Source organism: Arthrobacter sp. Leaf234, assembly GCF_001422665.1.
Taxonomy (GTDB): Bacteria; Actinomycetota; Actinomycetes; order Actinomycetales; family Micrococcaceae; genus Arthrobacter_D.
Window position 1 is genome coordinate 869,883 of sequence record NZ_LMLU01000001.1, and the last position, 15,611, is coordinate 885,493.

12 protein-coding genes and 1 tRNA gene are annotated in these 15,611 nt (G+C 68.7%); 4 read left to right on the forward strand and 9 right to left on the reverse strand.

Going from position 1 to position 15,611, the window contains the following annotated elements; translation table 11 throughout:
- Positions 1 to 176: 176 nt before the first annotated feature.
- From ASF21_RS04085 to ASF21_RS04100, 4 genes are all read left to right on the forward strand, one after another.
- Positions 177 to 455, forward strand: coding sequence for an HU family DNA-binding protein (locus ASF21_RS04085; RefSeq protein WP_055767099.1), 279 nt, complete (start codon positions 177 to 179; stop codon positions 453 to 455).
- Positions 456 to 585: 130 nt separating this feature from the next.
- Positions 586 to 2,736, forward strand: coding sequence for a cytochrome c oxidase assembly protein (locus ASF21_RS04090; RefSeq protein ID WP_082471212.1), 2,151 nt, complete (start codon positions 586 to 588; stop codon positions 2,734 to 2,736).
- Positions 2,733 to 4,715 carry an NHL domain-containing thioredoxin family protein gene (locus tag ASF21_RS04095; protein ID WP_055767102.1) on the forward strand — a complete coding sequence of 661 codons (1,983 nt, stop codon included), beginning with the start codon at positions 2,733 to 2,735 and terminating at the stop codon, positions 4,713 to 4,715. Before ASF21_RS04090 ends, ASF21_RS04095 begins: the two co-directional genes overlap by 4 nt.
- Before the next feature lie 923 nt (positions 4,716 to 5,638).
- The gene (locus ASF21_RS04100) at positions 5,639 to 6,733 is read left to right on the forward strand and encodes an SDR family oxidoreductase (RefSeq protein WP_055767105.1); all 1,095 of its coding nucleotides are present in this window, start codon (positions 5,639 to 5,641) and stop codon (positions 6,731 to 6,733) included.
- 21 nt (positions 6,734 to 6,754) lie between these two features.
- Here ASF21_RS04100 and ASF21_RS04105 read toward each other — a convergent pair whose 3' ends face one another.
- The 9 genes from ASF21_RS04105 to ASF21_RS04145 all read right to left on the reverse strand — a co-directional run bounded on the left by ASF21_RS04105 (position 6,755) and on the right by ASF21_RS04145 (position 15,588).
- Entirely contained in the window at positions 6,755 to 7,738 is a 984-nt protein-coding gene (locus ASF21_RS04105; RefSeq protein WP_235498647.1) for a hypothetical protein, read from the reverse strand.
- Between the two features lie 26 nt (positions 7,739 to 7,764).
- Positions 7,765 to 8,151: a hypothetical protein gene (locus ASF21_RS04110; RefSeq protein ID WP_055767107.1), complete on the reverse strand. Its 387-nt coding sequence runs from the start codon at positions 8,149 to 8,151 to the stop codon at positions 7,765 to 7,767.
- A gap of 40 nt (positions 8,152 to 8,191) precedes the next feature.
- Positions 8,192 to 10,120: a helicase HerA-like domain-containing protein gene (locus tag ASF21_RS04115; RefSeq protein WP_055767111.1), complete on the reverse strand. Its 1,929-nt coding sequence runs from the start codon at positions 10,118 to 10,120 to the stop codon at positions 8,192 to 8,194.
- A gap of 86 nt (positions 10,121 to 10,206) precedes the next feature.
- Entirely contained in the window at positions 10,207 to 11,577 is a 1,371-nt protein-coding gene (locus ASF21_RS04120) for an ABC transporter ATP-binding protein (RefSeq protein ID WP_055767113.1), read from the reverse strand.
- A gap of 30 nt (positions 11,578 to 11,607) precedes the next feature.
- Positions 11,608 to 12,456 (reverse strand): carbohydrate ABC transporter permease, encoded by an 849-nt coding sequence (locus ASF21_RS04125; protein ID WP_055767117.1) that lies wholly within the window; start codon positions 12,454 to 12,456, stop codon positions 11,608 to 11,610.
- Positions 12,456 to 13,463: a carbohydrate ABC transporter permease gene (locus ASF21_RS04130; protein WP_235498648.1), complete on the reverse strand. Its 1,008-nt coding sequence runs from the start codon at positions 13,461 to 13,463 to the stop codon at positions 12,456 to 12,458. Before ASF21_RS04130 ends, ASF21_RS04125 begins: the two co-directional genes overlap by 1 nt.
- Positions 13,460 to 14,779 carry an extracellular solute-binding protein gene (locus tag ASF21_RS04135; RefSeq protein ID WP_055767120.1) on the reverse strand — a complete coding sequence of 440 codons (1,320 nt, stop codon included), beginning with the start codon at positions 14,777 to 14,779 and terminating at the stop codon, positions 13,460 to 13,462. Before ASF21_RS04135 ends, ASF21_RS04130 begins: the two co-directional genes overlap by 4 nt.
- A gap of 208 nt (positions 14,780 to 14,987) precedes the next feature.
- Positions 14,988 to 15,419 (reverse strand): aspartate 1-decarboxylase, encoded by a 432-nt coding sequence (gene panD / locus ASF21_RS04140; RefSeq protein ID WP_200914769.1) that lies wholly within the window; start codon positions 15,417 to 15,419, stop codon positions 14,988 to 14,990.
- A 98-nt stretch (positions 15,420 to 15,517) separates the two neighbouring features.
- Positions 15,518 to 15,588, reverse strand: a tRNA-Gly gene (locus ASF21_RS04145).
- Positions 15,589 to 15,611 lie beyond the last annotated feature (23 nt).

The following is a 15,611-nucleotide window of genomic DNA, read 5'->3' on the forward strand; positions in this document are numbered from 1 at the left end:
AGAAGCGGCGCGCTAGGCCTACGACGGCCGGAAAGAGCCCCGGAAATGCCGTGATTATGCCGAAAAGCCCCGGAAACACGCGGGGCGCGGCGCCCAAGCTGATAGGTTTTCGGACAGAGGCTTTTCGAATACCGCGAAAAGCTCGTTCCGAAGAGTGACGTCCAGGAGGACCTGAAGTGGCTAAAAACCGTAGTGAACTTGTTGCCGAGGTAGCAGCGAAGGCCGACACGAGCCAGGCCGCCGTCAACGGCGTCCTTGACGCCCTGTTCGACGTCTTCGCCGAGTCCGTCGCCAAGGACGAGAAGATCACCATCCCGGGTTGGCTCGCCGTCGAGCGCACCAGCCGCGCAGCGCGCACCGGCCGTAACCCCCAGACCGGCGAGACCATCCAGATCGCCGCGGGCCACAGCGTCAAGCTGACCGCAGGCTCGAAGCTGAAGGCTTCCGCCAAGTAGTCCGCGTCACCCGCTGACTGAACGACCGAGGGGCCGCTGCCATGACGGCAGCGGCCCCTCGTCGTCGGCACCCGTCCGCCCTCGGCGGCATCCCGCGGAAGATTCGCCCTATTTCTACTCCGGGTAGAGAATGGTGTATGTGTCGACAACTGCGAAGCAACCGCGCGAGACCCTCGCCGCAGCCTCCCCGGAGCGCGCTATCGGAACGGGCTGGCTGGTCCTCGCCGGCGTCGTCGTGCTCGTCTCGCTCGTGGTCGCGCTGTTCTACTCCGGTGCCGCCGCCGCCCGGCAACTCGGTGATCCGGGAGCGCTGACCCGCTGGGGCCTGCCCGTCGCCAAGGTCCTCAACAACACCGCCGCCGCGGCGACCATCGGTGCCCTCGTCTTCGCGGTGATCATGCTCCCGCGCAAGGTCGGGACGTCCGGGCGGAGGCCCAAGGACACCGCGGCCGAGCACCCGGCCTTCACCCGCGTCCTCATGCTGGCCGCCGTGTCCGCGGTCCTCTGGACCATCGGGGCGCTCGGCGTCATGGTGTTCACCTACTCCGACGCCGCCGGCCTGCCCCTGAGCACCGACCCGGCGTACACCCAGGGCCTCGCCGCGTTCCTGACGGACTTCTCCACCGGGCGCGCGTGGCTCGTGACCTCGATCGTCTCGGCGGTCCTCGCCACGCTCCTGTTCGGTGTCCGTTCGCAGACCGGTCTCGCCCTCACCCTGGTGCTCGCCCTGCTCAACCTGCTGCCCATGGCCCTGATCGGGCACTCGGCGAGCGGCGACGACCACAACGCCGCGGTCAACTCGATCGCCCTCCACCTCGTGGGTGTCTGCCTGTGGGTGGGCGGGATCATCTCCCTCGCCGTGGTGAGCGGCAAGCTCGGCGACCAGGCCCTCCCGGTCCTCAAGCGTTTCTCGGCCCTCGCCGGCTTCGCGTTCATCCTGGTCGTGGCCTCGGGCGTGGTGAACGCCAGCCTCCGCATCACCGACCTCGCGCAGCTCAGCTCCGAATGGGGCCTGCTCGTCACCTTCAAGACCATCGCCACGCTGCTGCTCGGCGGCATCGGCTGGATGCACCGGCAGTGGATCATCCCGCAGCTCGGCGCGTCGGGCGGCACCGCGCAGTCGCGGCTCTCCGCGCGCCGGGTCCTGTGGCAGCTCATCGCCGTCGAGCTCGTCATCATGGGTGCGGTCTCCGGCGTGGCGGGGGCACTCGGGCGCACGGCGCCGCCCCGTTCCGAGGTGCTGCCCACCGAGGCCGGCCCCGCCCGCATCCTGACCGGGTACGACCTCCCGCCGGAGCCGACCCTGAGCCGCTGGCTCACCGAGTGGCGGCCGGACTGGCTGTGGATCACCGTGGCCTTGACCTTCGGCGTCGCCTACGTGCTCGGGATGGTCAAGCTGCACCGCCGCGGGGACTCGTGGTCCGTGGCCAAGCTCATCAGCTGCCTCCTCGGCCTCGCCCTCCTGACCTACTTCACCTCGGGCGCGCCCGCCGTCTACGGGATGGTGCTGTTCAGCGCGCACATGGTGGACCACATGGCGCTCACCATGGTGGTGCCGCTCTTCCTGGTCCTCGGCGCACCCGTGACCCTGGCCCTGAAGGCCCTGACCGCGCGCCGCGACGGCTCGCGCGGGCTGCGGGAATGGATCCTGGTGATCGTGCACTCGTGGCCGTCACGGATCATCACGCACCCGCTGTTCGCTGCCGGCAACTTCGTCGCGTCGATCATCATCTTCTACTACTCGCCCCTCTTCGGGTTCGCCCTGCGCGAGCACGTCGGACACGAGCTGATGATCACGCACTTCCTCATCACCGGCTACATCTTCGTGCTGTCGATGATCGGTTCGGATCCCGTGCCGTTCCGCGCGCCCTACCCGATGCGCATCCTGCTCCTCTTCGCGACCATGGCCTTCCATGCCTTCTTCGGCGTCACCCTGATGGGCTCGACCTCGCTGCTCGAGGCCTCCTGGTTCGGCAACATGGGACGCGACTGGGGCGCATCGGCCCTGGCGGACCAGCAGGTGGGCGGAGCGGTCACCTGGGGCGTCGGCGAGATCCCGACGCTCCTGCTCGCCATCGGCGTCGCCGTCGTGTGGTCGCGCTCCGACGCGCGGGAGACCAAACGCAAGGATCGTGCCGCGGACCGGAATAACGACGCCGACCTGACGGCTTACAACAGCATGTTCGCCGACCTCGCCGCACGCGATGCCGGGAACCGCCGCCCCGCCCAGCAGCCGACCGCGCGCGCCACAGCCGGAGACACCGCAGGAGACAACGAATGACCGAGACCACCGTCCGCACCGGCTACCGGGTGCGCGGCTCCGCGCTGACCGGCCGCAACTGGCTGAACACCGGCGGCAGGCAGCTGCAGCTCGAGGACCTGCGCGGCAAGATCGTGATCCTCGACTTCTGGACCTTCTGCTGCATCAACTGCCTCCACGTCCTCGACGAGCTGCGGCCCCTCGAGGAGCAGTACTCGGACGTCCTCGTGACGGTCGGCGTGCACTCGCCGAAGTTCGAGCACGAGGCCGATCCGGTGGCCCTCGCCGCCGCCGTCGAGCGCTACGACATCCACCACCCCGTCCTCGACGACCCGGAGCTCACCACTTGGCAGGCCTACACGGCCCGGGCCTGGCCCACTCTCGTGGTCATCGACCCCGAGGGCTACATCGTGGCGCACCTCTCCGGGGAGGGGCACGCCGCCGGGCTCACATCGCTCGTGGAGGAACTCGTCGCCGAGCACGAGGCGAAGGGCACGCTGCACCGCGGCGACGGCCCGTACGTGCCGGCGGAGAGCACCGCGGGTGACCTCAAGTTCCCGGGCAAGCTCCTCGCGCTGCCGGCCACCGGCACCTTCCTCGTCGGCGACACCGGCCACCACCGCCTCGTCGAACTCGAGGCGGATCTCGTCACGGTGCGCCGCACCATCGGTTCGGGCAGCAAGGGTTTCCACGATGGCAGCGCCTCCGACGCCCAGTTCAACGAGCCCCAGGGCCTCGCGCTCCTGCCAACCGCGCTCGCGGCGGAGGTCGGGTACGACGTCGTCGTCGCCGACTCCGTGAACCACCGCCTGCGCGGTGTCACCCTGGCCACGGGCGAGGTGCGCACCCTCGTGGGGAACGGCACGCAGCGCCTGCTCGATGCCGGTAACCACACCAAGACGGGCCGGCAGGAGAACGCACACGAGGTCGGCGCGGAGAGCGAGACGCCGCGCCTCACCGAGACCCAGCTCGGCACGGATGCCCTGAAGGTCTCGCTGTCCTCGCCGTGGGACGTGCTGTACTCGTCGGTGCTGGACCGCGTGGTCGTCGCGATGGCGGGGACGCACCAGATCTTCGCCTACGATCCCCGCAGCAACGCCGTCGAGGTCCTGGCCGGCACGGGACTCGAGGGCCTGCTCGACGGCGATGCCTCCGCGGCGTGGTTCGCGCAGTCCTCCGGGCTCGCCGAGGACGCCAACGGCACCATCTGGATCGCGGACTCCGAGACGTCCGCCGTCCGGCAGCTGTCCTTCGTCGAGGTCAACGGCCGCCGGCGCGTCCAGGTCCAGACCGCGATAGGGACGGGACTGTTCGACTTCGGCTTCCGCGACGGCGATGCCGACCAGGCGCGCCTCCAGCACCCGCTCGGCGTCACCGCCCTGCCCGACGGGTCCGTCGCGATCGCCGACACCTACAACGGCGCGGTCCGCAGGTACGATCCGGTGACCCGCCAGGTCTCCACGCTGCTCCGTGGGCTGTCCGAGCCCTCCGATGTGCTGGTCGACCTCACGCCCGTCGCCGAGGGCGGCGACCCGCTGCTCATCGTCGTGGAGACGAACCGGCACCAACTCGTCCGCGTACCGTTACCCAAGGAGGCGCTCGCCGTCGACGAGGGCGCGTCGCAGACCCAGCGTCCGACGTCGCCCATGTCCGCCGGACCCGTGGCGCTGACGGTGCGCTTCACGGCGCCGAAGGGCCAGAAGCTCGACGACCGCTGGGGTGACCCGACGCAGCTGAAGATCAGCGCCTCGCCCGAGTCCCTGCTGGTCTCGGGCGGCGGAACGTCCACCGGACTGACGCGGGAGCTCGTGCTGGCCGCGGATGCCGGGGAGGGCGTACTGCACATCACGGCGCGGGCGGCGTCCTGCGACGGCGAGCCGGGCGGGGAGATCCCCGACCATGCGGCGTGCCACCTGTACCAGCAGGACTGGGGCATCCCGGTGACGGTCACGGCCGACGGCGACACCGAGCTGACCCTCGACCTCCGCGGACTCGACTGACCCCAGCGCTCCTCAGCCGGACCAAGGGCACCTGCTACGGCGGGTGCCCTTCGTGCAAGCCTGGGTGCTAGGTGCTAGGTGCTAGGTGCTAGGTGCTAGGTGCTGGGTGCTGGGCAACAATTGGGCGGCTGGCACCCAGTGGTGCGTCCAGGCCGGGGCGCGAATCTGTCCGCCCAGCCGTCCGCGTGCCCGGCTTCGGGGGCGTTGCGACCTCCTTCGTCCCACTGACCGCCGTCAGTCAGTGGGAATATGCGCTCATTCCCACTGACCGGGTCCGGTGAGTGGGACGAAGCGCACCCTGCAGGGGTGGTACACGACGCTACTGGCTCCGCGGTTCCCCTCTCGGAAGCGGCAGCCCCTGCGATTCCGGATGCAGACGTCATCGTTCTCTTGCAGGTGATCCGCCCCGCGATCCTGGGCGCAGGCTTCATCCTTCACGTGCACTGCTTCCCCGGCCATCCCGGACGGGGTGAGCCTTCCCTCCCACTGACTGCCGTCGGTCGGTGGGAATATGCGCACATTCCCACGAGCCGGGTCCGATGAGTGGGATGGAGCTCTGTGAGCTCGACGGAATATCGACCGCGCAGCGTGACTTGTCGCAGGGGAAGGGCAGACGCGCCCGCCTGGGTTGTCGCAATCAAGGAGGGGCGCTTGCCCGCACAGGACAACGTCCGCGTATGACAGCCCGCACTGGACAACGTCCGCGCAGGACAGCCCGAACAGGACAGCCCGAACAGGACAGACCGAACAGGACAGACCGAACAGGACAGACCGAACAGGACAGTCCGCACTGGACAACGTCCGCGCATGACAGCCCGCATGGGACAGCCAGAACAGGACGCCCCGCACCGGACAAGGGCTGCACGGGACGATGCCGCACAGGATGAAGCCGCGCCGCTGGACGGCGCAGGAGGAGAGCACGCATGACCATCGACACCGGAACGAACCAGCACGACGGACAGCGCACCGCACTCGTGGTGGGAGCCACGGGTATCGCGGGCTCCGCGCTCGTCGAGAAGCTCGCCGGGGACGGCTGGCCGGTCCTGGCCCTCTCCCGCAGGCCCGGCCAGGAGCGCGACGGCGTCCGCTGGCTGTCGGCGGACCTCACCTCGGCCGATTCCCTCGTCGAGGTGCTCGCGCCGGAGAGTCCCACACACGTCTTCTTCACCGCCTGGTCCCGACGCGACACGGAGGAGGAGAACATCCGCGTCAACGCGGGCATGCTGCGCGACCTGCTCACCGCACTGCACGGCAAGGAGGTGGCCCACGTGGCCCTCATGACCGGCATGAAGCACTATCTCGGGCCGTTCGAGTCGTACGGCTCCGGTGACATGGCGGACACACCGTTCCACGAGGAGGAGCCCCGCCTGCCCTCGCCCAACTTCTACTACGCGCAGGAGGACGAGCTGTTCGCTGCCGCCGCCGAGCAGGGTTTCACGTGGAGCGTGCACCGGGCGCACACCGTCCTCGGCTACGCCGTCGGCAACGCGATGAACATGGCGCTCACGCTCGCCACCCAGGCCACCCTGTGCAGGGAGGCGGGTGAGCCGTTCGTCTTCCCCGGGTCGGCGCAGCAGTGGAACGGCCTGGCGAACGTGACGGATGCGAGCCTGCTCGCCGAGCACATGGTGTGGGCCTCCACCACCCCCGCGGGCGCCGACGAGGCCTACAACATCGTCAACGGAGACGTCTTCCGGTGGCGGTGGATGTGGCCCAGGCTGGCCGGCTACTTCGGCGTGGAGTGGGAGGGCTTCACGGACGCGCCGCGTCCGCTCGAAGAGGCCATGAGCGGGACGGAGGGTCAGTGGTCGGCGTTGGCCGAGCGGCACGGCCTCGCCGAGACCTCGCTGGACCGGTTGGCCTCCTGGTGGCACACGGACGGCGATCTCGGCATCGAGATCGAGGTGATCGTGGACATGGGCAAGAGCCGTGACGCCGGCTTCACGGGCTACCGCAGGACGCTCGACGTCTTCACATCGCTGTTCGACCGCTACCGCGCCGAGAACCTGATCCCCTGACCGGAGGCAGTTCGTGCGTGGCTAGTACCTCACCACGGGCGTGACGGTGATGGCGTCCTCGGTGACGTTCAGGTCCGCCGTGAAGTCGAACGGCATGGCCTCGGAGACGTCGCTCACCTCACCGGAGAAGAAGTCCCGCAGCCGGGTGTCGATCCGTGCCCTCCCGCTGAGGGGGGCGAGCAGCCAGCTCCCCCCGCTCGGGGTGATCGACGCCCGGGGGTACTCCTCGATGGTCCAGGTGATGTCACCGGCGAGCCGCTTGTCGGTGGGAAAGGCGAACGGGCAGTTGCCGGGCTGGAAGACCGTCTGCTCCGCGCAGCCGTCGAGGAAGGCGTGCACCTGCTTCTCCACCGCACGTACCAGCTCGGGCGTCGGCTCCAGCGCGAGGGCGAGGGGTTGCGGGGCCTCGACGCCCGTCACGGTCGTCCGGCTTTCGGGAGCGGCGAAGTAGCGGCCCTGGTAGCGGGCGCTCACGGCACCCGGGTAGAACGTGGCCAGTGCGGCGCGGCCGCCCGGCAGGCCGACGTCGACCCCGTTCACCGCTGCCTCCACGCTGTTGAGGGCGGAGACCTCCACTGTCGGCAGGACGGTCGGCTCGAACTCCCAGACGGCGAAGAATCCCCATTCGGTGCCGGTCTGCCGGAGCGGGAACACGCTCGTCGTCTCGGCGCCGTCGAGCGTGTAGGTCACGGGTACCTCGACGCGGTCGCTGCCGCTTCCGCGTGCATCCCCCACCTCGATGTCCGTGAGGCCGGCTGTCGCTCGGCGCAGGGCGTCCCCGTCGAGCAGTGTCGGATCGGATCCCTCCGGTACCGAGGCGTGGAGGAGGCCGAGGGCCTCGCCGCCGTCGCCGTCGCGCAACGCGTCGAGGTACAGGCCCACCTGGTGTTCGGGGCCGAAGAGCCTGCTGTTCAGGACCGCGACGGTCGTGACGAAGGCGGCACCGACGAGCATGAGACCCAGCAGCCAGGCTGCGAGCACCTTCACGACCGGGGTTGTCTGCACCTCTCCACGGTACCGGGTGCGGTGAATCAGGCGGGCAGGAAGCCGAGCAGGGTGCCGGTCACCGCGCACGCGAGCCCGACGACGGCGATCACCCGGGTGCCTCGGTAGGGTTCGCCGAGCGACCAGTGGGTGGGCTGTCGGACGTGGTAGTGGATGGTGACGTCCTCACCGGGCGGCGGTGCCGCGGGCATGGGCGCCTTCCGCCCGCGACCCGGGGAGCCACTGGACCAGAGCGCCTCGACGATGCGGTACCGGTGGTCGTGCCAGCGGAGGTAGGGATGCCCCTCGTACGTGAAGGTGATCGCCTGGGTCCTGGTCCAGGATCCGTAGACCAGCCGGATCACGAGGGCCGCGGCGAGCAGCCCCAGTCCCAGCGCCACCAGGCTGGAACTGACGATCTCCACCACGATCATGGGCGCGCGCCCTGCACTGCGGGGATCCGGGACGCCGGCCTCAGTACCATTTCCGCTTGCGGTGCTTGGTGCCGAAGAGCCCGCGCGCGAGTTCCTTGCCGATCACTCCTGCGGCCTTCAGGGCGAGGTCCGCCATCTCGTTCCGGTCCGGCCCGTTGCTGCCGGAGGACCGTCCGGCGTCGTACCCGCCCGCACGGCTTCTGCTGTTGCCGCCGCGGTCCGTCCGCTCACGACCGGCACCCTGCGCACCCTCGCCCGCGTACCCGCCGCCGTATCCACCCGCGTAGCCACCACCCGCGTAGCCGCCGCCTGCGCTGCCGCGCGCCCCGCGTCCGTCCTCGCGCGGCGAAGCGTCGTCGACGGGCCGGCGGTCCCGGTCCCGGTCGCGGGCGGGCCGGGACGGCATGCCGAGGATCTCCTCCTCGATGCGCCGCGCTTCCGCGTCCCGGTCCTCGCGGGCCGTGTCCCGCGTCGCGTCGGCGGCATCGCCCCGCGCGTTCTGCTGCTCGGATGCTCCAGGCTCACCCGGTTCTCCCGTGGTCGGTTCCGGCAAGGACGTCCCGACCCCCGAGGAGGGGGCACCGGATGCGCCGTCCGCGCCACGGCCGGCGGGATCGGGCAGACCGCGGAGCTTCTCGTACGCGGAGTGGCTGTCGACGGACCGGCTGTAGCGGACGAGCAGCGGAGAGGCGGCGACGACGGCGGCCACCGTTCCCTCGGGTGCCCGGCCCATGACGGACTCGGGGGAGCGGAGCCGCGTCCACGCGACGGGAGTCGGGGCGCCCCGCTCGTTCATCACCGTCACGACGGCCTCGCCGATGCCGGCGGACGTGAGGACCTCTTCGAGATCGTACGGGCTGGTGGGGAAGGTCGAGACCGTTGCGCGGAGCGCCTTCGCGTCGTCAGGTGTGAAGGCCCGCAGCGCATGCTGCACCCGGTTGGCCAGTTGTCCGAGGACCTCCGCGGGCACGTCCTTCGGCGTCTGCGTCACGAAGAAGATGCCGATCCCCTTGGACCTGATGAGCCGGACCGTGGCCTGGATCGACTCGCGGAACGCCTTCGACGAGCCCGTGAACAGCAGGTGCGCCTCGTCGAGGAAGAACACGAGGCGTGGCTTGTCGAGATCGCCGACCTCGGGCAGCTCGGCGAACATGTCGGCGAGCAGCCACATCAGGAACGTGGAGAACAGGCGCGGCTTCTGCTGCACCGTCACAAGCTCCAGGGACGTGATGATGCCCCGCCCGTCGGTGTCCGTCCGCAGGAGGTCGGCGGTGTCGAACTCGGGTTCGCCGAAGAACGCGTCCATGCCTTGCGCCTCGAGCGTCACGAGTTCGCGGAGGATGACGCCGGCCGTCGCCTTCGAGAGGCCGCCGAGAGCCTCGAGCGCTTCCTTGCCCTCGTCCGAGGTGAGGAAACTGATCACGGCCCGGAGGTCCGCCAGGTTGTAGAGCTCCAGTCCGTTCTTGTCCGCGTAGTGGAACACGAGCTGCAGGCTGGACTCCTGCGTCTCGTTGAGGTCCATGACGCGGCTGAGCAGCAGCGGGCCGAAGGAGGAGATCGTGGCACGGACGGGAATGCCGCCACCGTCACCACCCAGGGAGAGGAATTCGACGGGGAAGCCCGTGGGCGTCCAGTCCTGCCCCACCCCGGCGGTCCGCTTCATCAGCCGCTCCGTGGCCGTTCCCGGAGTGGTCAGTCCGGTGAGGTCGCCCTTGATGTCGGACAGGAAGACGGGCACGCCCTGCGCCGAGAGCTGTTCCGCCATGACCTGCAGTGTGACCGTCTTGCCGGTGCCCGTGGCACCGGCGATCAACCCGTGTCGGTTCATCATGGCCAGCGGCAGGCGTACCTGCGCTCCGGCGTCGAGCACGCCGTCCACGAGGGCAGCGCCCAGGTGGAGGGTGGGCCCCTCGAAGACGTATCCGGCAGTGATGGCGGCGGACTGGGCGGCGCCGTCGTGTTCGACCATAGGGTCAGACTACACAGCAGGACCGGCACCCCTGCGGGTGCCGGTCCTGCTCACGGATGCTCGGGTGCGCGCCACCGCGCAGCCGGTCAGCCTGCGGAGTGCCTGCCCCCGGCGGCCGTGGCGCCGCCGGACCGGCCGGTACCGGCGTCGACGGGCGAGCCGCCCGCCTGCCCGGAGGGCCCACTGCCGAAGCCACCACCGTGACCCTGGCCGTCTCCCGACTGCTGCGCGTTCGCGAGCTCCTCCGCACGCTCCTCCGAGGCCTCACGGGTGAGCTCGGCGCCCGCTTCGGCGTCGCGCGTCAGGTTCTCGCCCGTCTCGGCGTCGAACAGGTGGAGCTTACGGGTGTCGAGCCAGATCTCGGCCTCACGGCCTCCACGGATGCGGCTGGCGGCATCGAGCGTGACGACCACCTGCGGGCGCAGTTCGTCGGCGTCCATGTCCCGGGCGAGGCTGTTGAGCAGCTCCCGCATCTCGGGCGCCGGATCGAAGTTGATGTACCCGTACTGCTCGTTGCCGAGCCACTCCGTGTGCGTCAGGGTCGCGGTGAACGTGGAACCGTTGGACATCTTGTGGTCCTCGACGAGCTTCGCGTCCTCGAAGAACTCGGGACGCACGCCGACGAGCACCACCTTCTTGCCGGCTGCCTTCGCCGCCTTGTCCTCGGGGATCTGCAGGTCACCGATGGCGGTCTTCAGGGTGGTGCCCTCGAGCGTGGCCGGCAGGAAGTTCATCGACGGCGAGCCGATGAAACCCGCGACGAACAGGTTCACGGGCTGTTCGTAGAGCTCGCGGGGCGAGGCGATCTGCTGCAGTTCGCCCTTCTTGAGGACGGCCACGCGGTCGCCGAGGGTCATGGCCTCCGTCTGGTCGTGCGTCACGTAGACCGAGGTCACCCCGAGCCGGCGCTGCATCTGCGAGATCTCCGAACGCATCTGGCCCCGGAGCTTTGCGTCCAGGTTGGAGAGTGGCTCGTCGAACAGGAACGCGTCCGCCTGCCGGACGATCGCGCGGCCCATCGCGACACGTTGCCGCTGCCCGCCCGAGAGATTCGCCGGCTTGCGCTGCAGGTGGTCGGTGAGCTCGAGTGTCGCGGCCGCCTCCGTGACCAGCTTGTCCACCTGGTCCTCGGAGTGCTTGCCCTTGGCGAGGCGCAGCGGGAAGGCGATGTTCTCGTACACGGTGAGGTGCGGGTACAGCGCGTAGTTCTGGAACACCATCGCCAGGTTGCGGTCGCGCGGCGCCTTGTCGTTGACGCGCTGCCCGTCGATCAGGAGGTCGCCGTCGGTGATGTCCTCGAGGCCCACGATCATGCGCAGCAGCGTCGACTTCCCGCAGCCCGACGGACCCACGAGGATGATGAACTCCCCGTCGGCGATGTCGATGCTCACGTCGTTGACGGCAGGGAACCCGTCGCCGTACTTCTTGACCAGGTGGTTGAGGGTGATTGAAGCCATGGTGCGAATCCTTTACTGAAACCGGGGGCGTTAGCCCTTGACGGCGCCGGAGGTCAGGCCTGAGACGATCTGGCGTTGGAAGAGCAGGACCAGGAGGACGATCGGGATGGTGACGATGATCGCCGCCGCCGAGATGGCCCCCGTCGGTGCCTCGAACTGGGAGGCTCCGGTGAAGAACGCGAGTGCCGCCGGGACCGGCCGCGCCGCCTCCGTCGACGTCAGCGAGATCCCGTACACGAAGTCGTTCCAGGCGATGAAGAAGGCGATGATCGCCGTCGTGAACACGCCGGGTGCGGCCAGCGGGACGATGGCCTTGCGGAACGCCTGCCACGTCGTCGCGCCGTCCACCTGCGCCGCCTGCTCCAGCTCCCAAGGGATCTGCCGGAAGAACGCGGCGAGGGTCCAGATGGAGATGGGGAGCGTGAGTGACAGGTACGGGATGATGAGCCCGAGCCAGGTGTCGTAGAGGCCGATGGTCCGCCACAGGTTGAAGAGCGGCGTGACGATCGAGATGACCGGGAAGATCGAGACCGCCAGCGCGGTGGTCAGGACCAGCTTCTTGCCGGGGAAGTCCAGCCGGGCGATCGCGTAGGCGCAGAGGGTGGCGAGGACGACGGCGATGAACGTCGCGATCAGAGAGATGCCGATCGAGTTGCGGAGCGCCGAGAGGAACAGACCCTGGGCGTCGCCGACCAGGATCTGCTCGTAGTTGCTCGTGGTCGCGGCGCCCGACGACGGGAGGAACTTCCCGCTCGTCAGGTCACTGGGGCTCTTGAAGGACGTCGCCAGGATCGAGAGCACCGGGAAGAGTGCGTAGATCAGGACGAGGACGGTCACGATGGCCCAGAGGACCTTGTTCTTCGTGCTGGAGTTCGTCATCACTTTCCTCCCTGGGATCCGGCGAGATCCACCTTGAAGAGCTTGATCGCCACGAAGCAGATCAGCAGGACGCACAGGAAGAGGAGCACGGAGACCGCCGAACCGAGGCCGATCTCGAGCCGGCTGATGGATTGCCGGTAGGCGAGCAGGGAGAGCACTTCCGTGCCGTACGCGCCGTTGGTCATGATGAACACGTTGTCGAAGATCCGGAAGGCATCCAGCGCCCGGAAGAGCACGGCGACCATGATCGCGGCCTTCATGTTCGGGACGATGACCTTGCGCATCTGCTCCCACCATGTCGCACCGTCGACCTTCGCTGCCTCCGTGAGTTCGTCGGGGACCTGGGCGAGCCCCGCCAGCAGGAGCAGTGAGATGAACGGCGTGGTCTTCCAGATCTCCGAGGCCATGATGACGAACAGCGCGGTGCCGCCCTGGGCGAACCAGTTCAGGTTCTCGTCGATCCCGGGGAGCCAGGCGAACCAGGAATTGATGTAGCCGGAGTTGATGTCGAAGGCATAGAACCAGGCGAAGGCCGAGACGACGGTGATGATGCCGTAGGGAACGAGGATCGCCGTGCGCAGGAGCCCGCGGACCGATTTCAGCGCCTTGTGCATCACGAGGGCGAGCGCGAAGCCGAGGACCAGTTCGACGAGGACCGTCACCACCGTGATGAACACCGTGGTCCACAGGCCCGACCACCAGACGGGGTCGGACAGGATGACCGCGTAGTTGCCGAGGCCGATGAACTCGCGTTCACCGGGCGCCGTGAGCCGGAACTTGAAGAGACTCTCATAGATGGCCTGCAGGATCGGGTAGAGCGTCACCAGCAGCATGATGATGAACGCGGGACCGGCGAGGATCCAGCCGAGCCGCCGTTCCGCGCGGACGCGGTCGCTGTACTGCTTCGGCGCCTTCCTGGTCTTCGTGCCCGTGTCGTCCCGGCTGAGCCGCGGGCCGGGTTCGGTCGACGACGCCGTCGTCGTCTTGGCGGGAATGGCGGAGGTCACAGGAGTTGCTCCCCTCTGAGGACCGATGTGATGAAGTTGCTCGACGTCTCCGGGGTGTTCTCCGGATCGACGGCGGACGGCGGTGCCCAGGTCTGCTGGATGCCGGTGGAGACCTCGTTGTAGAACGGGGTCTGGGGACGGGGGGCTGCGACCTGGAGGGAGTCCCTGATGGTCTCGGCCATCGGGAAGCTCTCCTCGATGCGGGGGTCCTCGTACGCCTCCGTGTTGGACGGCGGGTTGCCGTTGGTCACGAAGTACTCGGACTGGTTCTCGACCGAGACGATGCACTGGACGGCTTCGTAGGCGAGCTCCGGGTTGTCGCTCTCCGCGCCGACGCCGAGATTGATGCCACCGAGCGGGGGAGCGGCCTCCTGGTCCTCGGACATCCGGGGGAAGACGCCCCACCCGATGTCGTCCAGGACCGCCTGGTCCAGCGTCCCCGCCTCGACGGCCGCCGTGGTGGCCGGCCAGACGAAGGGGTAGTTGACCATGAAGGAACCGGAGTCGCCCTGGAAGGCGATGAGGGAACCGTTCTCGTCCTGGGTGGGCAGGCCTGCCCCGCCCAGTCCGTCCTTGCCGATGGTGGAGATGACGTCTGCCGCCGCCTTGCCCGCATCGGAGTCGAGCCCGAGCTCGATGGTGTCCGCGGTGGCTTCGGGATCCACGATGATGGACCCGCCCGCGGACTCGACGAGCGCGTTGACCCAGACCGTCATGGATTCCGCCTGGGCGCCCTGCACACCGAGCGACTTGTCCTGCGTCCGGGCCGCCTCCATGATCTGGTCCCAGGTGACCGGCTTGCTCATGTCGAGGCCCGCGGCCTCGGCCACGGACTTCCGGTACCACATGATCTGGGTGTTGGCCCAGAACGGGACGGTGACGAGCTCGTCCTTCCAGGTGGCGCCGGCGAGGGCGCCCTCGACCACGTTCTCGGTGGTGCTCTGGGCGACGTCGTCCGGCACGGGGGCGAGGAAGCCCGGTTCGGCCAGTTCGGGGATGAAGGGGGGATCGAGACTCATGATGTCGAGCGAGCTGTCACCGGCGGCGAGGCGTCGTGCGAGCTGCTCGCGCTGGGAGGCGGCGTCACTCGGGAGGAGCGAGGTCTCGATGGTGTAGCGGCCGCCGGATTCTTCGCTGCACTTCTGCGCGATGGCGGCCTGCCCGCCGGCGTCCGGGTTGATGTACCAGGTGAGCGCGTTGTCCGACTGCGCGGGCCCGCATCCGCTCATCACGAGCGTACCCATCACCATGCCCGCCACGACGGTCGCTGTGCGACGGCTGTTCACGGCACTGCGTGTTCTTCGACTTATCGGCATTCGTACCGAGCCTCCACATCCTCGTAGACAACCCGGCTGACGGTTCACGCGAATCGACAGCCTAAGCAAGCTTGCTTTTTGACCCTAAGCCCTGCCGACACAAATCGCTAGGCGGGGGATCGATGATCGTGCAACGGCTGGGGATGCCGGTGAGGCGGGATGCGCGTGCAGCGTCACCGGGAAGGCGGACGGAGGTGGTGCGCAGTCCTCAGGCGGGCTGTGCCGAGTTGTCGAGGGCGAAGGGGGGACGCTCCATGCCCGCGGTCACGGCTTCCGCGGGATCGGTGCCGAGGTCGACGATGGCGTTGTCCGCATCCACGTGCACCACGGTGGGCAGGAAGGAGCGCGCTTCCTCGGTGGTCATCTGCGCGTAGGTGATGAGGATGACGAGATCCCCGCGATGGACGAGGTGGGCGGCTGCACCGTTGATGCCCAGGACTCCGGAGCCGCGCTCGCCGGCGATGGTGTAGGTCTCCAATCGCGCACCGTTGGTGATGTCGACGATCGACACCAGTTCGCCGGGCAGGATGTCCGCGGCTTCCAGGAGATCGAGGTCCACGGTGACCGAGCCCACGTAGTGCAGGTCCGCGTGGGTGACGGTGGCGCGGTGGATCTTGGACTTGAACATGGTGCGATTCACCGCTCAAGGATACTGCCGATGCCGGGCCCGGGACGGGGCGGGAAGGGTGTCCTTGCGCACACGGTGCACGTCGACGGAAGGCGTCCGTGAAGGACGAGAGCGGGCGACGGGAATCGAACCCGCGTATCGAGCTTGGGAAGCTAGCGCTCTACCATTGAGCTACGCCCGCACGGCAGTTGAAACCGCTCCATC